Source organism: Bacillus sp. ISL-41 (assembly GCF_018613235.1).
Taxonomy (GTDB): Bacteria; Bacillota; Bacilli; order Bacillales; family Cytobacillaceae; genus Mesobacillus.
Genome location: NZ_JAGGQP010000053.1, coordinates 48,811 through 70,083 on the forward strand (window position 1 = coordinate 48,811; position 21,273 = coordinate 70,083).

At 42.3% G+C, this 21,273-nt stretch carries 22 protein-coding genes; 4 read left to right on the forward strand and 18 right to left on the reverse strand.

Annotation, left to right across the window (positions count from 1 at the left end):
• Window positions 1-9: 9 nt before the first annotated feature.
• The 3 genes from J7I80_RS22660 to J7I80_RS22670 all read right to left on the reverse strand — a co-directional run bounded on the left by J7I80_RS22660 (window position 10) and on the right by J7I80_RS22670 (window position 4,291).
• On the reverse strand, window positions 10-1,959 hold the full coding sequence (locus J7I80_RS22660; protein ID WP_214741665.1) for a TOMM precursor leader peptide-binding protein: 1,950 nt from the start codon (window positions 1,957-1,959) through the stop codon (window positions 10-12).
• The gene (locus J7I80_RS22665) at window positions 1,956-3,860 is read right to left on the reverse strand and encodes a putative thiazole-containing bacteriocin maturation protein (protein WP_214741667.1); all 1,905 of its coding nucleotides are present in this window, start codon (window positions 3,858-3,860) and stop codon (window positions 1,956-1,958) included. Before J7I80_RS22665 ends, J7I80_RS22660 begins: the two co-directional genes overlap by 4 nt.
• A 152-nt stretch (window positions 3,861-4,012) precedes the next feature.
• Window positions 4,013-4,291, reverse strand: a complete 279-nt coding sequence (locus J7I80_RS22670; protein ID WP_319004982.1) for a heterocycloanthracin/sonorensin family bacteriocin — start codon at window positions 4,289-4,291, stop codon at window positions 4,013-4,015.
• A 412-nt stretch (window positions 4,292-4,703) separates the two neighbouring features.
• Here J7I80_RS22670 and J7I80_RS22675 point away from each other — a divergent pair, with 412 nt between their 5' ends.
• Window positions 4,704-5,495, forward strand: a complete 792-nt coding sequence (locus tag J7I80_RS22675; protein WP_214741669.1) for a TIGR00266 family protein — start codon at window positions 4,704-4,706, stop codon at window positions 5,493-5,495.
• A gap of 365 nt (window positions 5,496-5,860) precedes the next feature.
• On the opposite strand, the gene J7I80_RS22680 is transcribed toward J7I80_RS22675, so the two are convergent.
• From J7I80_RS22680 to J7I80_RS22695, 4 genes are all read right to left on the reverse strand, one after another.
• On the reverse strand, window positions 5,861-7,315 hold the full coding sequence (locus J7I80_RS22680) for a PstS family phosphate ABC transporter substrate-binding protein (protein ID WP_353050148.1): 1,455 nt from the start codon (window positions 7,313-7,315) through the stop codon (window positions 5,861-5,863).
• 621 nt (window positions 7,316-7,936) lie between these two features.
• Window positions 7,937-9,208, reverse strand: a complete 1,272-nt coding sequence (locus J7I80_RS22685; RefSeq protein WP_214741670.1) for an FtsW/RodA/SpoVE family cell cycle protein — start codon at window positions 9,206-9,208, stop codon at window positions 7,937-7,939.
• A 7-nt stretch (window positions 9,209-9,215) separates the two neighbouring features.
• Entirely contained in the window at window positions 9,216-9,623 is a 408-nt protein-coding gene (locus tag J7I80_RS22690) for a PadR family transcriptional regulator (RefSeq protein ID WP_214741672.1), read from the reverse strand.
• A complete protein-coding gene (locus J7I80_RS22695; protein WP_214741674.1) occupies window positions 9,624-10,160 on the reverse strand; it encodes a sigma-70 family RNA polymerase sigma factor in 537 nt (178 codons plus the stop codon).
• Window positions 10,161-10,354: 194 nt separating this feature from the next.
• Between J7I80_RS22695 and J7I80_RS22700 the strand changes: the two genes are divergently transcribed.
• A complete protein-coding gene (locus tag J7I80_RS22700) occupies window positions 10,355-11,818 on the forward strand; it encodes an ATP-binding protein (RefSeq protein ID WP_214741676.1) in 1,464 nt (487 codons plus the stop codon).
• 56 nt (window positions 11,819-11,874) lie between these two features.
• On the opposite strand, the gene J7I80_RS22705 is transcribed toward J7I80_RS22700, so the two are convergent.
• Together J7I80_RS22705 and J7I80_RS22710 are read right to left on the reverse strand one after the other, a co-directional pair.
• Window positions 11,875-12,207: a hypothetical protein gene (locus J7I80_RS22705; RefSeq protein ID WP_214741678.1), complete on the reverse strand. Its 333-nt coding sequence runs from the start codon at window positions 12,205-12,207 to the stop codon at window positions 11,875-11,877.
• A 25-nt stretch (window positions 12,208-12,232) separates the two neighbouring features.
• Window positions 12,233-13,249 (reverse strand): STAS domain-containing protein, encoded by a 1,017-nt coding sequence (locus J7I80_RS22710; protein WP_214741679.1) that lies wholly within the window; start codon window positions 13,247-13,249, stop codon window positions 12,233-12,235.
• 339 nt (window positions 13,250-13,588) lie between these two features.
• Here J7I80_RS22710 and J7I80_RS22715 point away from each other — a divergent pair, with 339 nt between their 5' ends.
• Window positions 13,589-13,729: a hypothetical protein gene (locus J7I80_RS22715; protein ID WP_214741681.1), complete on the forward strand. Its 141-nt coding sequence runs from the start codon at window positions 13,589-13,591 to the stop codon at window positions 13,727-13,729.
• Window positions 13,730-14,052: 323 nt separating this feature from the next.
• Here the strand turns inward: J7I80_RS22715 and J7I80_RS22720 are convergent, their stop codons facing one another.
• From J7I80_RS22720 to J7I80_RS22740, 6 genes are all read right to left on the reverse strand, one after another.
• A complete protein-coding gene (locus tag J7I80_RS22720) occupies window positions 14,053-15,711 on the reverse strand; it encodes a catalase (RefSeq protein ID WP_214741683.1) in 1,659 nt (552 codons plus the stop codon).
• A 372-nt stretch (window positions 15,712-16,083) separates the two neighbouring features.
• The gene (locus tag J7I80_RS22725) at window positions 16,084-16,458 is read right to left on the reverse strand and encodes a SpoIIAA family protein (RefSeq protein WP_251027922.1); all 375 of its coding nucleotides are present in this window, start codon (window positions 16,456-16,458) and stop codon (window positions 16,084-16,086) included.
• A gap of 20 nt (window positions 16,459-16,478) precedes the next feature.
• Window positions 16,479-16,610: a hypothetical protein gene (locus J7I80_RS23580; protein ID WP_285289166.1), complete on the reverse strand. Its 132-nt coding sequence runs from the start codon at window positions 16,608-16,610 to the stop codon at window positions 16,479-16,481.
• A gap of 87 nt (window positions 16,611-16,697) precedes the next feature.
• Window positions 16,698-17,243 (reverse strand): signal peptidase I, encoded by a 546-nt coding sequence (lepB, locus tag J7I80_RS22730; protein ID WP_214741685.1) that lies wholly within the window; start codon window positions 17,241-17,243, stop codon window positions 16,698-16,700.
• A gap of 134 nt (window positions 17,244-17,377) precedes the next feature.
• Window positions 17,378-17,611 (reverse strand): glutaredoxin family protein, encoded by a 234-nt coding sequence (locus J7I80_RS22735; RefSeq protein ID WP_192471398.1) that lies wholly within the window; start codon window positions 17,609-17,611, stop codon window positions 17,378-17,380.
• 307 nt (window positions 17,612-17,918) lie between these two features.
• Window positions 17,919-18,245 (reverse strand): YnfA family protein, encoded by a 327-nt coding sequence (locus J7I80_RS22740; RefSeq protein WP_214741741.1) that lies wholly within the window; start codon window positions 18,243-18,245, stop codon window positions 17,919-17,921.
• A gap of 233 nt (window positions 18,246-18,478) precedes the next feature.
• Between J7I80_RS22740 and J7I80_RS22745 the strand changes: the two genes are divergently transcribed.
• Window positions 18,479-19,225: an AAA family ATPase gene (locus J7I80_RS22745; protein WP_214741687.1), complete on the forward strand. Its 747-nt coding sequence runs from the start codon at window positions 18,479-18,481 to the stop codon at window positions 19,223-19,225.
• 106 nt (window positions 19,226-19,331) lie between these two features.
• Here the strand turns inward: J7I80_RS22745 and J7I80_RS22750 are convergent, their stop codons facing one another.
• Genes J7I80_RS22750 through J7I80_RS22760 form a run of 3 tightly spaced genes read right to left on the reverse strand, consistent with a single transcriptional unit; the run spans window position 19,332 to window position 21,224 of the window.
• On the reverse strand, window positions 19,332-19,532 hold the full coding sequence (locus J7I80_RS22750; RefSeq protein WP_214741689.1) for a hypothetical protein: 201 nt from the start codon (window positions 19,530-19,532) through the stop codon (window positions 19,332-19,334).
• Window positions 19,533-19,554: 22 nt separating this feature from the next.
• Window positions 19,555-20,175 (reverse strand): class D sortase, encoded by a 621-nt coding sequence (locus J7I80_RS22755; protein ID WP_251027923.1) that lies wholly within the window; start codon window positions 20,173-20,175, stop codon window positions 19,555-19,557.
• Window positions 20,175-21,224, reverse strand: coding sequence for a processed acidic surface protein (locus tag J7I80_RS22760; RefSeq protein ID WP_214741691.1), 1,050 nt, complete (start codon window positions 21,222-21,224; stop codon window positions 20,175-20,177). Before J7I80_RS22760 ends, J7I80_RS22755 begins: the two co-directional genes overlap by 1 nt.
• Between the last annotated feature and the right edge of the window lie 49 nt (window positions 21,225-21,273).

Here is a 21,273-nt window from a genome sequence, read left to right on the forward strand (position 1 = left end):
TGCTGCCTCCTAAGGGAACGGATGCGGGAAGTGATTTAGTTCTTCAAATGATAACGGTTTATTCACATAACCAAGCTTCATTGGGACGTGGAGCACCCGATCAAGCCCTGTGAGGCGAGTCAGATGGTGCCCAAAAGTCATTGGCAGCATTCCCGGTATCAATACTTTCACACAATAAAGCCCATTCCTCCTTATCTCAGGGGGAGTCTGATCGACAACGATAACATTAAGCCCCAACTGTTGGAATTCCATGAGGATATCCTTTAGATCCTCCGTCAGGTCAGCGTGACGGGACTCCTTTTGAAAAGCGTCTTGAAAACTCTGTACTTGCCGGTCATCTTCGAGCAGGTAGCCTAAACGGTCCTCTGCCTGCGGTAATCCATATAGCATTCCATGATCATCCATTTCCCGCACTAGTGAATCATCATCAAGCATTTGCAAATATTTCTCCTTGTTTCCTTCCAATTTCCCATCTAGATTCATCATCATGCCGGCGAGCTCCTGAACAGCACTTTTCGCTGCCTTGACCGGATCAAGGTGGGCCCCTGCCGCACAAATAATATTTAATCCATTATCCTTTATATTTTTCGCCATAGCCCAGACACTTGGAATACCATGCTCCATGGTGGCATTATATAAATACAGATCATAGCCAGCTACAGCCCTCATCCGCTCCGCCATCAAGAGCAGTTCTTCATCATTGGCAGATTGAAGATCGAGGCGAGGCAGCTTCAGTTTTGAGTACCATGACAAAAGGAAGGAATCACGCTCCACCACTTCCATGATGCCGTAGAAAATCGCCTCTTCCCTGCTTCCGCCAAGCGCGCAGCCATTTGATGTTTCATAAACAAATCCGGCTGAACCGCACCCCAGACTATAATAGGAAAGCAGCTCGGGGACGAGAATCGGACGCTCTTCTATAAGTGAGTACCCCCAAACCCAATCCATCGGCCTTTCAGGGTCAAATTTTTGAAATGGAAAACCCGGCTTTTCATATTCTTTGTCGGCATGGACACCAACTTCCAATGGGTTCAATGCCTGCTCTTCCAGGTTCCGGTAACTATCATGGATGACGGTCCGCTTACCGCGGGGCTGAAGTCCACAGTGGCGCTCAAGTCCTTCCAGTATGGCAGTCAATTCGCTTTCTGCGTAGCATTGTGTCCTGCCGGCTGTGCCTTCGTTGCCGCCAGTAATCATTGGCAGATTGACGCTAGCATCAGCGAAAGGGGTGACTAAATCGTACATTTTACTGTTTAAAAGCCCTGTCCGATTGTCATAATAATCGGCAACGAGCACTTCCTTCATCTTATCCAGCGGTGTACATCGGTAGCTGCCGGCACTGATCTTCGGACTTGGATTTAATGCGATTTTTGCAAGCGAAGCTGAATCGTCTGGAATGGTACTGCATACACTGCACAGGGAATCTGCCTGGAACGAATGCCAGGATCCATTCAATGTTTTTAAGTCGGTAAAATGCATCCGTCCTGCCGAAAGGCTCTTCTTGCCCGCTAGAACCCTGTCTGCTTCAGTTACTATTAAATGAACCAGATGCAGAAGGCCATTTTTCGATGCCCAAGAATCCGAAGGTGTTTCTTTTTCGGCTTCCAGCTTTCGCTTCACCTCTCTCATTTCGCTTCGCTCCTGCCCCCCAAGCAGCTTCCTCAGGTCAGCACATTGCGAACATCCAGGTGTGCCAGGCCTGACGAGCGGCCCAATGATTCCCTCCCCAAACGAAACAAAGGCTCGGAGCCACGGACTGCCAGTCAGTTTTACCGCTTCTTCAGCTCTTTGATGCGCTATGGGGTTCCAATAATCATGAAGGACAAGCATCAACTCTGAATTTTCGGGCAGTCCATTCTCAAAATCAATCCTTCTGAACACTTGATATCGTGAAGATAATTCCTCAGCAACACAATCAGCCAGCCAGCCTTCTCCTATAATGACTACGAAGGAACTCACCTTGATCCCTCCCCTCGCAGCGAAACACCATATACTCCATCTAGTTGCTGTTTGAAAATTGGTTCAATGCTTAATTCATAAACGGACATTTTGGTTCTGTTCTGTTTAAGAACCTCAATGGCTGACAGCAGGAATTCACGCTGGATCCTTCCAGTATATTCCAGAATTTTCAAGCTTTGTTTACCTCTTTCAGAAAAATGAACCTCTGAATCTTGCAGAACTTGAGCTCCATCCCCAGCTAACTCATTTTGAAAATCGGATAAAGCATTCTGCAAAGCGCTTCTTAATGCCAAAGTTGTATTCAGACCAGCACTTCCATACCAGCCTTTATTTGTTCCGATCCAGATAACGGGGAAACCCCGAATTTCCTTTCCAATCCCCGCTCGCGGTGCTCCCTGTATCGTAGTGAGAGCCTTTAGATAAAAAGCACAACGTTGGTCTTCAATCCGCTCAAGGTCGAAAAGGGAAATCGACTCTTTTTCACTGATCTTTCGATGATCCAGTTCTTTTGAAAGACATTTTTGCAGACCTCGCCCAACAGCTTCCGCAAAGGTTTCACCGGCACCAACACCCAGAATGCCGCGGTTATCAATGATTTCTGCAAGGCGGGCAGTATATGATTCAATCCCCATCAACGCCGCCTCTATTCGTGCTTCTTCATGTGTGAACCCTGTACAAACCCTTGCCGTCAGTAATTCAGCCGGCCCATCTGACAGCGGATCGGCTGCCTGAACCCTGCATTGTGTCAATGGAAGCTGCTTAAGGTCTCCCTCTTCCCACTCATGTAATATCCCAGTCTCCTTTGAAGTCAATAGACTGAAATACTGCAAAAATTTTTCTGGTTCAGCTATCCTAAAATCATGATTAAGCCTATTTTCAAGATCTCCTACCTTTATGGATGAAAAAACTCCAGTTACTAGTGGATGTGCTAAAACCGAATGCCATCTTCCTTCAAAAGTTTCTAAATCGAGCAAATAGATTCGGTTTCTTTGTTCAGATTTCGTGACGCCAGCAAGTTCTTTGTATAATTCAAATGTCATAACGTTAGCCAGCAATGCTCCAGTCGTAAAAGATACGGCAGAGTCTATAGGCTCTTTTTCCAAAACAGTAGAATGCAATCGCCTCCACGCAGACTCCCAGCAAATTTCCGAATCAGGAGCAATCAATGGACCGGCTATGCCTGTTTGGTTGAAAAGGATGGCAGGTATGAAGGTTTTCCTCTCCTCCCTGCAGATCGATTGCAAAACCTTCAATTCTTCAACATTGCCATTTTGTGAAACATACAGGACCGAGTCGAAAGGTCTCAGCAGCTCGCTCCAATCCTTATTGTTAAACTCCTCGTACTCCACCTCACAATCAGTTTTACGCGCATGATTCATAAGCTCTGCCAATCTTTTTCTATTGGTTGGGATTTCATCTGTAATAGCGACATTCACTTTCTGCAGACCGGATTCCAGCAAAGTAGAAACGACCGAATTCAACATGGGACCAGAGCCGATGGCCAGTATCTTTGCCTTGCGGAATGACTGGAATCTTGATGCACCTGAACCAGCCAAATTATCGACAAACTCTATTTGCGAAGCGAACTTTTTCAGGACTTGCTCAGATAATTGATGCGGTTCATCCTGGCTCACATCCCTTACAAAACCATTTTCAAAAAGTGCCTCAGCAATTTGATAAACACGCTCCCTGTATGGTTCAGGCAGGCCATCGGTCAATTTCCCCAGCGAATACTCCCCGTTAAACATTGGCAAAAGCTTTTCAACCCACTGATCAATACCATTCCCTTCAAGACGGAATGAACATGAATTATTCCTTAAATAAACTCCCCGGTTCGGTTCTGCGAGATAAAACGTATCTCTTTTCACCTTCAATATCATAGAAGGTTCCAGCTTCACCATCTCACTCCTCCTCAGGCACTAAAGCCTTTACTCTCCTTCATTGACTGTCATTATCATCGTATGTAGCGCAATTTGTCCCTTATGTCTCGGAATGAAATAAGAAAAGCCCCTGCAAAGAACTACCGCAGGGGCTGAATTCTGGATTGATTAACTTAACCACGATGGCAGCGGCCACAACCGCCACAGCGTCCGCACCCGCCGCAACGAGCACATCTTCCACAGCCGCCGCATCCACCGCAGCGGAAACACCCGCCGCAACCAAAGCAGCTAAAGAAACAAGAAAAACCGAAACAACCGCCAAAGCCACCCAGTCCTAAAAAAATACGTTCATCCCCTGAATGGTACTGGTTTTGATCCCAGCTAACCGGCTGAGTTGCCTGGAAATCACCAACATTCAGCATTTGCAGTTCATTTTGAAAATTATTCATCATTTGTTTACCTCCTCGAAAAATTGACAGGGCTCCACTAAACAAGAAACCAAGTGAGCAATATGCAAATATTTCTGTATATAAGGATAAGACACTAATTAATAAGGATACTCTTCAACAATTTATGTAGACGAAGTAGGCATTGTCACATATGCAAAAGCCTATTTTTGGGTGGTGAGGATTTTCTAAATGAAACTGAACATCTTCTAGTGGCAGAAATCTTAACTGTTTCAGCCTTAAATCAAGGGCAGAAACAGGGAAAGCAAAGGCATACCATTAAATTAAAATACTTGACGCATAACAGCTAAAATCATTCATGTTTCCCGAAGACTGATGTCCTTTCAAAAATTCTGCAACTTTCGACGCAAAGTTGTACAATGAACATGTAAAGGTGATTTTATTGGAGGGAATAGTATTGAGAAACCATGAAATTGATTATAAAATTTACGGCGATGACATGCAGTTTGTCGAGGTTGAACTGGATCCGAATGAAACGGTTGTAGCTGAGGCTGGCAGTCTGATGATGATGGATCAACAAATTGAAATGGAGACGATTTTTGGCGACGGCTCAGGGAGCGGAGGCGGCTTGGTTGGGAAGCTGTTTGGTGCCGGAAAGCGATTATTGACGGGCGAGAGCCTTTTCATGACCACATTCACGAACACTGGCCACGAAAAGAAGCATGTATCCTTCGCGTCACCATACCCTGGTAAAATCATTCCAATGGATCTAAGTCAGAATGGCGGCAAAATCATCTGCCAAAAAGACGCTTTCCTCGCTGCGGCTAAAGGCGTTTCTGTCGGGGTTGAATTCCAAAGGAAGCTTGGAGCAGGTTTCTTCGGCGGAGAAGGCTTCATCATGCAGAAGCTTGAAGGAGACGGAATGGCATTTGTCCACGCGGGCGGAACAATACATAAGAGAGAGCTTCAAGCGGGAGAAGTAATCAAAGTCGACACCGGATGCCTTGTTGCAATGACAAGCAACGTGAATTACGACATCGAAATGGTGAAAGGAATTAAAACAGCATTATTTGGCGGAGAAGGTCTTTTCTTTGCAACACTTAGAGGACCAGGCACTGTTTGGATCCAATCACTTCCATTCAGCCGCCTCGCCAGCAGAGTATTCGCCGCCGCTCCACAAGCTGGAGGGCAGAACAAAGGCGAAGGCAGCGTCCTTGGCGGCGTCTTCAGAATGCTTGATGGTGATTAATGATGAACAAATGGGGATGGTTTCCGAGTCGGGACCACCCTCTTTTTTTCATTAGAGAAAGTTAGGATATAAACACATTCCTGCAATATCTGAAACTTTTATAATCCCTTAGTCGTATTAGAGTTAGCAAACACTATTTGTTAGCGAGGTGTTGACAATGTTTTTCAGAATATTTCATAAGTCAAATCGTTCTGCGAAAATAGCTTTATTAGCAGGTTCAATTCTTCTATTGGTAGGCGGAATAGCCAGCCTTTATCTTTAAAGTTGTTACTCATTTTATCAAAATCAATCGTTTATAAAATAAAGGCTAAACCAAGAATTTTTTCAGGTTTAGCCTTTGTGATTTTGATCTACCTTGTCCTATCCTACAATGGAATGTAACCAATCCCTTTAATCAGCTTCTGCCCCTCGGGTCCCTGCATCCATTCAAGCATCGGTTGCACCGATTTTTTCGGGTTATCCTTTACAGTAATTGCATACAGGTTGACGACAAATGGATATTTACCTGACGCGATATTCTCTGGTGATGGTTCAACACCATCCAGTGAAACCAGCTTGATTTTTGCATTGGGATTCATGCCAGTTGTGAAAAAGCGGAATGAGTAACCAAGGGAGTTATTGTAGTTGCGGTAGCTGGCGACCTCCTCCATCAAATCGCCCATTCCCGCCACCTCTTCTTTCAAAGCGGGCATCAACGGCGTGTCACCCATGAATTTTTCCATGATCGTCTGGCTGCCAGAGTCTGCCGGCCGCTGGAAAGCCATAATCCTGTTTTCCTTTCCACCCACTTCACTCCAATTGGTTATTTTAGCTGAGTAAATCGATTTAATTTCCTCTGAAGTCAGGTTTTCAACTGGATTTTTTTCATTTACAAAAAACACAAATGCTTCCTTCCCAATTGGAGTAAGGACGAGTTCCTTCCCCTTACTCTCTGCCAGGCTTTGTTGCGATGCCGAGGGCTGGGCACCGAAAAATATATCTACTTCCCCTGATACAAGTCTCTCAAAGGCATAGATCGTATTCGTAAAACTAACGACCTCTTCACCAGTCGGAAGCGTGTTGTTACTTCTTATCTCTTTATATGTCGCGTTTGCGAAGGCCGCATATACTGGATAAGCTGCCTCTGCTCCATCCAAAATTGGCATTTCACTTTGAGTTTCCACACTAAAACTTGCCGGGCCTTCCAGCTTAGGCAATTTATTATTTGGGTTCGTCACATAGTATGGTTCAAGGTCAACACTCGAGAAGCCATTGCCATAATCAAATCCATATGAAGGTGGAAGAACATGCTTGCTCCGCTCAATATAGATTGTTCCAATCACAGCCAAGAGCAGCACAATGATACCGACGCCTGCGAACAGATTTCCCTTTTTTAAGATGACTTTCGTCTGAGTCCTCCGTTCAGAAGCGAAAAAGCCGATCAAAAAGAATAAATAATAAGAAAACGGCACAGCGAATGTAAGAATGAATTCACCCATCAATGCTGAAATAAAAGAATTCGGTAAAAAAGGGAATGGCGCGAATACAAAGATTTCCCAAACCTGGTGCCCGAAAAAGCCTTTGGAAATAATCATCCCTATGGCAGCAAGAAGCACCGTAATTAAAAGAGGGGCAAAAACCGGAAGATACCGACTATTAAACGTGGCAGCCTTTGGCCTTTTCCCAAAACGGTACCCTATAATCAGAGCCAGAATCGAGATGGTCAATACCATTATTAGCGGCCCATAGTTCTCAATTGGCATAATCCCAATCCCTAAAAATGATAGAAAAAGAGGCATAAGTATTAAGTAAATAATTAAAAACCCGGCATCCTTCTTCACTCCAAAAACCTCCAATACTATATATTATTTAGTGTAATTTTACACTAAATGAATATTTTAGTAAATGTGTTATTTTAAAAGTAATCATAAAATTTGGAAGCAAAATGATAGGGTCGAGATTGGAATCTATTGTTGACCTAAATATCCAGATTTTGAGAAAACAGGGCACCAAGGAGCCCGATTGGTGACCTAAATATCCAGTTTTTGAGAAAACAGGGCACCAAAGAGCCCTATTGGTGACCTAAATATCCAGATTTTGAAAAAACAGGGCACCAAGGAGCCCGATTGGTGACCTAAATATCCAGTTTTTGAGAAAACAGGGCACCAAGGAGCCCTATTGGTGACCTGATTATCCAGATTTTGAGAAAACAGGGCACCAAGGAACCCGATTGGCGACCTAAATATCCAGTTTTTGAGAAAACAGGGCACCAATCACCCCTATTGGTGACCTAATTATCCAGATTTTGAAAAAACAGGGCACCAATAACCCCTATTGGTGACCTAATTATCCAGGTTATGAAAAAACAGGGCACTAATGAAAATAATTGGTAGCCTAAAATATTTTCCCTCCACAAAAATAAAAGAGGAACCATAATGAATACAGTTCCTCCCCCATCATCATCAAGCAGTTTTATTTAAAATAAAATCTTTCCTCCGATAGACACTCAATACAACCCCCATTATAAATGCGTTAAAAATCATCGGGGTCAATCCATAACTGATGAATGGAAGAGACATGGACGTCAGTGGGAGCAGGCCAATCAGCATTCCGATATTATAGATGAATTGGACAAGGAACAATGTCACCCCGCCAACAAGCAGCAAGATTCCAAACCGGGAGTTAATTTGAATGGAAATCATTATAATCCTGGCTGCAAATAGCGAAAGGATCACGAATAGTCCAATCGCAAATAAATACCCGTAATGATAGGTTAGATTGACAAAAGCGTAATCTGTATGTTCGAATGGCATCGCATTGCTTTTGGCTGCAGAACCGAACCATCCTGCTGATGTCAACCGTTCTTTCAGCTGCAAGTACGAATACCCCCAGCTGTCTGGATATTTTTCAGGATTGAGGAAACCTAATATCCTGGCAAGCTGATATTCTTTCACTGTAAACCAAGCAAGTGCTCCAAATGCGACAGCTCCCACAATCGACACGATCGAAATGATCGCAGCAACTTTCCTGCCGATCGTGCTCCACCACATCATAATAAATACCATTGCTATATATATGAAACTGACAGCCATGTTTGGTATTGCCATATATAAAAACAGGGGCAACGCAAATAAGATAAAATGATGCCATAGTTTAATTTTCTGGTTATTGAAAAATGACGCCCACCCCAGGAAAAAGAAAGGCAGTGCCATAAAGCTTTCAATTGGGAACGATCCAATCATAAAATATGGAATTCCATTTACCATCGTATTTGGGACTGTTAGCAATAATAATAAAAGTGAAACTCCAACTGAGTAAAAAAACCAACCTTTTCCTTCAAACTTTCGATAATCGATAAACATCATGATCACTGCCAACAATATTCCAAGGAAAACATGAATGGCTTTCTTAGCGATAAAATTGTCCTCATACTCCCCACCCAATGTGAGCAGCGGCAGGAAACTGAGCGCCATGGTAATAGCCAGCAAACCGATCAGCCACCAGTCAATCCTCGGTTTATGAAGTTTATTCAACTCGTGCCCAAGCTTGGACGGACTTCCCATTTGGCTTACTGCCTTTTCCTCAGCCTCCGCCTCACTCATGCCCTTCCCAATCCATTCCTTCTTCACCTGATTGAGGTGAAATTCCAATTCCGAGACTACAAACTTTTTCGCTTCTTTTGAACGGATATGTGTCGTTACTTCACTTAAAAAATGATTCCATTTATTACTCATAGCACGATCACTCCTCTAGCAATCCTTTTATGCCGATTGTACCGGAAGCGGTGCTCTTCTCCAGCCTGCGGGCATATTTTCTCCCTTTTTCGGTAATCTGATAGAATTTCGCCCCTTCCTCATTCCAATAGGAAGTAATCAGACGTTTCTGTTCAAGCGTGTGCAGCATCGTATACAAAGAACCCTCATTGTCCTCGAACTTTTTGAGACCCCTTGATCTTAGCAGCCCGGTTAATTCGTAGCCTGTTTTTTCACGAAAAAGAAGCTGCAGGATGGCCAAAGTGATTAAATCATTACTCTCATCTGGCATGTTTATTTGTTTGTGAATTTCTTTCCTCATTTTTTCTGAAAATTTGAGTTCATTAAAAGTGGACTTCTCCATAGATTTCCGGAGTTTACTTAGCCGGTCTTCCATTTACATTTCCTCCAATCTTTCCTTCAATAGTTCTTTCGCTCGCTTTAGCCGCGTCTTGATGGTGTTTTCTTTTGCCTCTGTCACGACAGCTATTTCCTTGATTGACATCTCCTCAAAATAGAAAAGATAAATCACTTCCCGATAATTAACCGGCAGCTCCATGACAGCCGATGCCAGCTGCCCGTCTTCTTCGTCCTGGATCACCGTTTGCTCAACACTTTCACTTTGGATTGAATCATAAATGGGCTGGTAATCGGTGGTAAAGACATTCTTGGTGTACCAACTTTTTAGATAATCCTTGCAGTGATTGGAAGCAATTCTCCAAAGCCAGGTCCGAAACTTTGACTTACCGCTGTATGTATGAAGCGACTTATAACATTTCACGAAAATCTCTTGAGTCAAATCCTCAGCGATTTGTTTATTTTTCACGTATGAAAAAGCGAGCTGCAGAATCTCTTGACCGTACCTTGTCATGATTTCATCAATTGCTTCTGCGGCATTCTCGCTAACATTGATGCCAACTGTTATATCATCCACAACCGTTCCCCCTTCATAGTTTATAGACGACGCACTTTTGAAAAAGTTTGGATTTATTTAATAGGGATAAAAGTTCTATTTTTTAAAAATTGAGAATAATATTCGACCCTCTACACTTTCGTCTAGTAAAATAGAAGATAGATTTCAACCGTATTCACTTATTATACAAAAATTAATTTTAGGGAGGCTTTTTTATGATTAAAGAAGAAGAACGTCAACAAGCCTATGCCCCAGATATAAATAGTTTTCATGATATAAGCTTAGCACTAATTCACGCTAAGGATTTTATCTCCAGTCATTCCCTGGACGGGAGCTTTCAATATGCAGCACCCTCCTGTGAGAATCTTGGTTACACACCTGTCGAGCTGCACGGAAAATCCATTTTAAATTTTTGCCATCCATTGGACCAAGAGAAGTTAGAAAAATATTTCTCCTCCTTGCATCCCGGAGTGATTCTGTTCCGTTTTAGAAGAAAAGAAGGCGATTATATATGGCTGGAATCTAGCAGCACGATGGTGAATGACCACCCTGAGGTTGTGCTGATTTCAAGAGATGTTACACATCGTGTTAATCAGGCGGAAAAAATAAAAGAAAATCAGAGGAGAGATCGGCTGTTCCTTGAACATTCCAAGGATACAATGGGGATTATCACAAAATACGGAGTGTGGACATACATTAATGAGCAAGGAAAAAAGTTAATGGGCGCAACCAGTTTCGAAGAGATCATTGGTACGTCTTTGTATGACTATATTAACCCACAGGACTATAAGCTCCTGAAACAAAGTCTGGATTCAAGAGACTCTAGTGACTTTGAAATCAGTTTAATTCGAAAAGATCATGATACGAAGAGGGCTGAGGTACAGCTCATTCCAACAGTCTTCAAGAACAGAGACGTCTCACTTATCATCATCAAGGATATAACAGAACAGCGGAAAACGGAGGACCAGCTGCAAGTTGCTGAAAAACTTTCTGTCATTGGCCAAATGGCAGCCGGAATCGCTCATGAAATCAGGAATCCGTTGACTGCCATTAAAGGCTTCACCCAGCTTTTAAGTGAACACCCAGCCGAAGAAGCGGAAGATTACGCAGAGATTATCCTTGATGAGCTGGCACGTATTGAGTCTATAGTAGGAGATTTACTGGTTCTTGCAAAGCCTCAGGCGTCCAATCTATCCTACGTAGACTTGATTTCCCTTGTGAACGGTGTTGTTAATCTGCTTAATCCACAGGCAACACTTTCAGATGCCTTCATTAAGGTTAAAACTGATACACCTAATTTATACATAGAATGTGAGCCAGATAAAATAAAGCAGGTGTTGATCAATTTAATCCAAAATTCGATTGAGGCAATGGCTGACGGTGGAGAAATCCTCGTTGCCATCTCACAGGATACTGGCCTTGCTTCAATACAGGTAATTGACCAGGGAGCCGGAATTCCCGAAGACCGGCTAAACAAACTAGGTGAACCCTTCTATAGTACAAAGGAAAAAGGAACAGGGCTAGGCTTGATGATTTGCCAGAAAATCATCAAAAATCATGGCGGCAAAATTAATTTCACCAGCACCGTTGATGAAGGCACCACAGTTACAATCACATTGCCGATAAATGATATCCCCTCTAACCACGAGGAAACGTCGGTATTTAATCATACCAATTAATTAGCAAAAACAAAGCCGAACCCATGTGTATGAATTACGGGTTCGGCTTTTACGATTTATCGGGATCTGTGTGTTTTATCTTCAAGTAAAAATTCAGCATCGCCTTTTACCATTTCTATGTAATGGTTCTTTTTAAACGGCTTAATATACTTTCGGATTCCTTTTAGACTTCCTTTTGTTACTGTTTTCTTATTAGCTACATCCACGATGACAGTCAAATAGACCTTCTCATTATGCTTTACTATTCCAGTAACTTGACCCTTTTCCACGTCAACTGTATATTCAGGGACAATCTTTAAAGGAGCAAATAATGTCCAGCCAGCATTTTTATGTTTTTTTCTAAACAGCCTGAACAACAAACTAGTAAGGAATTCTTTCAATCGGTACATCTGATACCACCCTCACTGAAATTCCTTACACAATCCTGCGCCCGCTCTTACCAAGGGCATAATAGATACCATGCTGAAGGGTTTGCATACATTCGTATTTTTTCAGGCCTGTCAGTGTCTGGGATATGGTAATGGCCAATTCTGCAGAGATACCGACCAGGATGACTTCCACACCAAGGAGTCGGGCAGCTGATCCCAACTTATCAATTAATTCTGCTGTGTAGATGGAAATGTCTTTATTCAATCCTGTTAAGTCGAGCAGCACATATCTTGCCTGATAATTCGGCAGGTTGTTCAAGGTGTTCTGGATGAGATCTTCAGCCCGGTCCTCATCATATCTGCCAATCAAGGGAACCACGACAATGCCATCAAGAACAGGGATGAGCGGGGAAGACAGCTCTTTTACCAGATTTTGAAGTGCTCTCGTTTTTTCTTCTACCAGTGCTTCAAGCTGGGCGATTTCTTCGGCCTCTTTTTTCCTTGCCAGGTTACGGATATTTTGCTGGATATCGATCTCAGAAGGGAAATATTTCACAATTGTATATTCATTATTTTCACTTTGATGCTGGACAATTTTATACCAAAAGTTCGTCCCAAATAAACCGGTAAAGACACCCGCATAGTGTGCCGGCACAAATATTCCATCTTTGCGCATTTCACTCATTTTATTCATTTTATATTCCCAGTCATCCTTGATATATAAAGTAAATATATTATTTTCCTGATCTATCTCATTAACTTTCACATATCCCCACCCTGCAGGGACATATGTATTTGACAGCCAATCGACTACATTGGAGGTATCAATATTTTTCATTTCCTTAAATCCTTCGCCCACTATGATTCCCTGACGGTAACCTGTAGTCTCAAGCACGAGGTTTGTTGCTTCTTCACCTGAGATTTCATTAATAGTGTCGAAAAAGGTTTTCATGGCAGACACCCAGAAAAAAACGACGTCCCCATTATCAAACAATACCTTTCCGGTCGCCAGATCCCACTTCAATTCCACACCGCCAACAACAAGACTCTTTTGCATCTCCATTTCATTCACCCACTAGTAATAAATTATGTAAAAAAGAAAAATGAGATTTATTATCAGTATATTTTCGACTTACCCTCTTTCATTTCCTGCCAAATTTGTCATTTAAATCTGGGTATCAGGATCGCTTATATTATTTCTCTCTGGGTAAAATTAAAAAAGGACTGAACAACTTGATTTTGCAAGATAAGGAAAAAGGCATGATTTCGGGAGATTTTTGAGAGATTAACGGTATTTAGCAGGAAATTAACCATCATTTTCGAGAAATTATCTCTCATCTTTGCTCAATTAACACAAGTTTTTAAGAGAATAATTTTTCCAGTAAGTAAAGGAGGGTGAATTGTGAAAAACACTCAAAAAGATCGTTTGCTAGTCGGTAGTTCTATTATTTCCGGTGTCATGAGTACGGTTATTTTAGGTTTAACCATTTACCATAATGCCAAAGTACAGAATAAGCTGGATAAAATCAGAAAGGATTCGTGATTAAGTCATAATCCTTCTCTTTTTTTAACTTCTTTACTGCTTTTTCTTAAGCAAAAGTAAAAACCGGCTCCTGGGGTTTTTACTCGTCATTCAGAATTCACCTCGAAAAGAGCCCCGACCATGTCCGAAATGCATCAATCAATGCGAAAACATCTTTTTTTACAATATTCGAGATGCCGAAAATCGGACCGCGGCCGCCTTATTACGGCTACCCGCGGTATGAGCAGTATAACCCGATTATTTAATGGAGCAGTCTATATTTTTAGAAATTGAATAAAATGAAAAAGCTGCACAGAGACATAACTCTATGCAGCTTTTTTATATTAGTAAGGACCGGTTTCGTGGCTTTTCTTCACAGCATCTTTTGTTGCTTCGTTGGCAGATAATGAACCTTGTCCACCCTGGCCATATTTAGAGTTACCAGATTCACGGCCTGGAACATTGTCTTCCTTAGCCATTGCTTCGAGTTCCTTCACGCGCTTTTCGATTCCTTCCTTCACTCGGCGGCCATAGTCTTCATCCGCTTGTGTGAAGTGTTCGATCATTGCATCCTGTATCTTTTTGTTGCATGCAGCAAGGGCATCAGAGAGGTTTTTGATCAACTCGTCACGCTCCCAGTCCTCTAAGCTGCGATATGTGTGACCAGCTTGTCCGTAATTATTCGGACGGTCGATCGGCTCGCTCATCACTGCTGCATTATAGGATGGCTGATGTGGCGGATGCCCTTCATTACCCGTTTCCTCGTAGCCTCCCAACATCGATGGCTCATAATTGATATGTGGATTGTCCCCTGACTCTTTCGGGTCACGTACATCCATCTGGCCGCGATGCTGGTTCGTGCGCACAGGCGCTTTCGGTGCATTGACCGGCAGCTTCAGGTAATTAGCGCCGATTCGGTAGCGCTGTGTATCAGAGTATGAGAAAGTACGTCCTTGCAGCATCTTATCATCCGAGAAGTCCATCCCATCAACAAGCACACCTGTACCAAAGGCAGCCTGCTCAATTTCAGAATGGAAATCGACTGGATTGCGGTCAAGAACCATACGGCCAACTGGAAGCCATGGGAACTGATCCTCCGGCCATAGTTTCGTGTCATCGAGCGGATCGAAATCAAGTTCCGGATGATAGTCATCCTCCATGATTTGGACAAAGAGCTCCCATTCTGGATAGTCTCCGCGCTCAATCGCTTCATATAGATCCTGTGTTGCATGGCCGACATTTTTCGCCTGGATTTCATTGGCTTCTTCCTGAGTCAGGTTTCGGATCCCTTGCTTAGGCTCCCAGTGATACTTGACCAGTACTGCCTCTCCTTTTTCATTCACCCATTTATAAGTATTAACACCGGAACCCTGCATATGACGGTATGTAGCCGGAATACCCCATGGTGAGAATAGGAAGGTGATCATATGTGTTGCCTCAGGTGTTCTAGAGACGAAGTCAAACATGCGCTCTGGATTTGGCACATTAGAAGCCGGATCAGCTTTGAACGCATGAATCATGTCCGGAAACTTCATTGCATCGCGGATAAAGAAAATCTTCAGATTATTACCGACTAGATCCCAGTTGCCATCTTCGGTATACATTTTAACCGCAAACCCACGCGGATCACGTGCTGTTTCTGGAGAATCCTTCGCCCCAGCAACAGTCGAGAAACGGACCATTAGCGGTGTTTTTTTCCCCGCACCGGAAAAGACTTTTGCACGAGTATACTTCTCAACTGGCTCGTCTCCCACTTTTCCATATGTTTCAAAATAACCGAACGCTCCAGATCCACGTGCGTGTACGACACGCTCAGGTACTTCTTCACGGTCAAAGTGAGAAATTTTTTCAATAAAATGATAATTCTCAAGAGTTGCCGGACCACGATTGCCAACAGTACGGATGTTTTGGTTATCTCTAACAGGATGTCCCTGTCGTGTCGTCAGTTTCTCACGCTTCATGTCATCTCCGTTTGAAGTGTTTTTATCCTTATTTTCAGCCAAATTGATAAACCTCCTTAAATTCGTCACCCTTATCGTATCTCCACTTGGGAAATTTATACAAGTGCACAGAACTTGTTTTTATAAACTTCAATTTATGTAAAATTATAAATTGACGCAATTTGGATAGAGATTTGGGAACTTGTGCAATTCATTTTTAACGGCTTTAGTATGTACAATTATGTATGAAACATTAGCCTTTTCTATCATTTAAAGGTGAAACTGCAATATTTCCCATTACATTTAGTCAATACCCTTTAGACTGCTGACTAAACTGCTTATTTGAACTTTTAGCGATTAAAAAGGGAAACCTATGTATTCAGGTTTCCTGGGTATAGAATATATTTATTTCAGACAGCCCTCCCCATTGCGTGCTCATTCTATTTCACTGGTGTCAAGAATCCATTCCCACGCTTCCTCTACCTGGTTTTCACTAAAGTATCTGACCCTTAGTCCCGGTAAATAATTTGCCAGGGATGCTAGATTTCCTACCAGGTCATTTTCACTGATGACGGCAAATTTATTAAACTGGTTCCATCTCTTCATATCAACTTTTAAACCGTTGATCATTCCCGGAATGCTAGTGCCTTCAATCTCCTTGATAAAAGCAAGCACATTGAACCTCTCATTTTCTTTAAAATGGGCCTTCACATGCTCATCCAGTCTCTCAGCATCTTTTTTGGCAGCCTTTCCTTTAAAAGAAAGCGCCACTGTAGACGGATCCCTGCTCTTAAGAATTTCCAGCATCATTCATCCCTCCACTATTAAATTTAATTACTAGTTCCCCGGAAAGCATGATCTGAAACTTTTCGAACCATCGGGTAAAAAAGAAGTTTCCCATACAGGGCCAATCCGTCCTTCATGGCCATGATGACGGACACTTTTTCTTTTTGCCCATCCATTTCTGTCCGTCATGCCCCCTACCCACTAAAAATAGGATATCCCTTAACAAGTAAACGCGTCGATTCATTAAGAATCAACGCGTTTAGTTACTCACCAATAATCTTCATTTTTTTTAACGGATAATAAACAAACTTTGTTGTTCCAATTATACTATCAATCGGGACGGCTCCAATATGCCGGCTGTCTCTGCTATCTCTTCTGTTATCGCCCAGAACAAAAATATGCCCTTCTGGAACTACTTCACTCCCAACAGGTGTTTCGCTTAGTGTGAACGAGCCAGTCAGTGGCCCATAAGCGACCTGCTTTTTATTTTCCTCCAAATAGGGCTCATCATACGGTTTTCCATTTATATATAGTACATCATCCTTGTATTCAACCCGGTCACCAGGAAGCCCGATGACCCGCTTGATATAATCCTTGTCCTCGGTTGCATGGAAAACGACGATATCAAATCTTTTAGGTTCACCGATTTTCGTAACGAACATCCTCTCCTGGCTATGTAAAGTTGGTTCCATGGAAGCACCTTTAACTTCAATCGGAGTCATTAAAAAGGCCCGAACAACAAAAGCCAGTACTATTGCAATAAGAAATGCCTTCACCCATTCCCAGATTTCATTCCGCTCTTTTACCATATTCCGCATCCTTTCCTACAGTCTCTATGGGATTTTATTCCACATTAGTCATTGGAATTCCTTCCTCTTTAATAAATTTTGCATGATCCTGAAAAAACAAAAAAAAGAGGCATAAGCCCCTTTTTTGGTTAAGATCATTTTTTTACATACTGCATTAGTGTATCCGGGTCAAAACCTAGAACCCAGTTGCCATTCACTTTTGTTTGCGGAACACCCATTTGGCCAGTTTCTTCAACCAGTTTTTGTGCAGCAGCTTGATCGTATTGTACATTAACTTCTTTGTAGTTTAATCCTTGACCCTCAAGGAATTGTTTCATCATTGTGCAGTAAGGTCAAGTGTTTGTAGTGTAGACAGTAATATCATTCATCTTGCATGCCTCCTTCATTATTTTCAAATACCCTATAATGTATTATCCCAGAAATACTAAATTTATGCAAAAGAGAAGCATCGGGATACCTATGTTTTTCCCTATTTTCCGAAAAAAAAACAGGATGGGAGGTATCCAGCTAAGAGATAGAGAGGACTATAATCAAGGCGGAAAGTCCGATGATGAAATAAGAGGAAAATGATCTTTTTCATCTCAAGCGCTGGACTAAGTCAGTAAAGAATTGGAGCTGGTAAAAAAACAAAATGAAGAAATACTTGAGCTGTTATCAACTCAAAAAATAGGTAATTTATTGCCTTGGAGCGAACAGCATGACCGAAACGCCTATTATACAAATCCCTGCGCCGAGCCAATCGTAAAGGTCCGGAGATTTCTTATCAATGCCCCATCCCCAAAGAACAGACAAAACAATGAAGACACCTCCGTAAGCTGCGTATACCCTGCCGAACGAAGGAAAAGATTGAAACGTTGCAATCACCCCGTATATTGCGAGTGCCAGTCCCCCTCCTATTCCCCAATAAAATGGTTTTCCCTCCCTTAGCCAGAGCCAGACCAAATAACCTCCGCCAATTTCGGCTATTCCTGCCAAAATGAATAATATAATCGCGCTAAAAATGAAAATCACTTCCTAAATTCGTATGTACTAGCATTATAACGTAATTTTACGATTATAATTTAGAAGGTCACCATGATGCACGACCAGTTTTACATCGATTATTTTTTTTATAGCGTTTTTTTATTTTTATAGCGATTTTTTTATTTTTATAGCGAATTGGTAATTTTCAGGTATTTTTTCCAGTTTTATTCATGATAAAATAAAGAAAATAGAAACGTCAGGCGGTAAATTTCATGTTGAATTGGCAATATGTCAGAAGTGTAAGCCTCAAAAGGGAGGATGTGCTCTCCTTTCAGGAATATCCGTTCAATCTCCCGAGCTTCAAAGGATTGGACGAGCTGATTCTCCACCCCAAGGTCACCTTTCTGATTGGTGAGAATGGGATGGGAAAATCGACATTACTGGAAGCAATTGCAGTGGGACTCGGTTTTAATCCTGAAGGCGGATCATATAATTTCAATTTTTCCACCTATGACTCCCATTCGGATTTGGGGGATTATTTACAGATTGTAAAAGGAGTAGAAAGGCCGCGGGATGGATTTTTCCTCCGTGCCGAGAGCTTTTACAATGTGGCTTCAAATATAGAAGAGTTGGATCGTGAAGGGATCGGCCCAAAGGTCATTGATTCTTTTGGTGGGGAGTCTCTACACGAACAGTCGCATGGAGAGGCCTTCTTCTCAACCTTTCTTCACCGTTTTCGCGGCAACGGCATTTATATTTTGGATGAGCCTGAAGCTGCTCTCTCTCCGTTACGGCAGATGTCGATGCTGACACGAATTCACGATTTAATCAATGAAAACTCCCAGCTGATCATCGCCACGCATTCTCCCATCATAATGGCCTATCCGGATGCAGCGATTTATGAGTTCAGCGACGAAGGCATTTTTAAAAGGCAGCTCGAAGAAACGAATCATTATCGCATCATGAAACAATTTTTCGAAAATACACCTAGGATGATTCATCATTTATTGGAGGAATGACGATTCCAAAAAGACTGAACAACTAAACCGCTATGCTCCCGCAAAAAAAGGTCACCAATACATAATCATTGGTGACCAACTTGCTTAATGACCTTACATGCCCAGCTTACAACTCCTCGTCCTCGTCACTAGCTGTTTCTTCTTCATCCAGTTTATAATCATCATTATCAAATTCAGAATCGGTATCCTCAACTGGCCTGTCTTCTGCTGGTTCTTCTTCATGGACTCTTTCGTCCTGCCCTTCGGAACATCCTCCAAGAACAAGGGATAATCCAAGCGGGACCGCGATCAGTAAGTTCTTTTTCAAAATAATCACCTCCATTATTCACTTATTTTTCCGATGAGTCTACCAGGCTTCCAACGAGTACATAACGTTCAGGCGCATCACCAATGTAGGTGAATGGGTAGCAGGTTGTTAAAGTTAAGGTCGCCTCAGGCTTCGGGACGATAACAGTTTGATCTTCCGCATCGACTATCCTCACCTTTTCGATTCGATAGGTATATTTTCCTTCGGCCGTTTCGACTTCAACTAAATCATTTTCTCCGACTTTCTCGAGGCTCCGGAAGACGGTATCCCGATGGCCTGAAATGACCGTGTTATTCTCTTCACCTGGCATGACACTGTTGGAATAATGTCCAGCTCCTTTACCAAGCTCTTCCTCATTGGTTCCTTCGTAGATCGGGACGGACATGCCTAGCTTTGGAATGGAAATTTCACCAATCTTTTCACCTTGTTCAGGTTTTTCTGGATTCGAGCCTCCTGATTTTCCATCCATTTGTTTTTCCATATTCCTGATGCTTACTCCATTACTATCCTTCTCAACGGCCATAAAACCTTTTGCCCAGCTATATGCGTGGCTTCCTGCCAAATACATGCCTGATATAATCAGGAAGAAGGCAATAGCGGGAACAATCCATTCCCGCTTACCGTTCTTTCTGCCTTTGCTCATTAGTTATCACCGTAACGTTTACGCACTCTCAATGTAATGCCGCCAAGCATTATTAGTCCGGCTCCAAGCAATACATAGGCAAGGGAGTTTGTAGCCGTATCAGGCATTTCACCGCCCTTTTCGGTGCCTGCTACCTCAGGCTGATCGCTGGTATAATAGTCAAGAGACTCTCTCAGATCATTAAGAAAATAATAATCATCCGGACTTTCCCCATATTCAGCCAACAATACTTCGTACTCTTCTGGAGTCAATCCGTATTGTTCAATTAGTTCCAATTCATTTTCGTCGGTAATTAGCGGACCAACCTCAGCTTCCAAATCCTTGAACAAGGTGTAATCATTCAGGTCTGTTTCGTAATTGTCATTTAAATACTGGTTGAATTCATCAACCGTCCAACCAAGAGGTACCAGGTAGGTTTCGTCTAGCTGAGCTTCATTTAGTGTATTTGTTGTGTTATTTTCGTTCTGGTCATTTGCATTATTATCATTAGTAGTATTGTCTTCATTATTATTAGAAGTATTGGCCTCATTGTTTTTATCAGAAACAGTACCTTCACTGTTTTGATCTGACTCAATACCTTCATTATCATTATCTGAATTGAGCCCCTCACTATTATCCGAATCAGCATTCTGACTGGTATCGCCTGTACCATTCTCGTCAACGATTCCACCCTCATCCAACGCTTTTACCAAATCGCCAGCAAAGTGGATATTGTCCCGGTTGTCGTATTCCTCTAAGAATGCTGCAAGTTCACTGGTATCCATATTGTACCTTTCAATGATGTCCAGTACATTCTTATCAAGATTTCCATCAGCAAGTTGATTGGCATCTATCGGTGCGCCAATGTCTGCTTCCAATTCATTCATACTGTCATAATCTTCTAATTGCGATCCGTAATTATCCTCAAGATAGTTATTCCAGTCAACCTCTGTCCATGATGTCGTCGCTGGATATTGCTCTTTTACCTCATTATATTCAACTGCCCCCGCAGTTAGCGGTGCAAAAGCTAATGTAGATACAACCGCAAATGGTATTACCTTTTTTTTCATGAATTAGCCTCCTCTTATTTCTTTTTCCAGTTGCCCTTTATATAAGTCC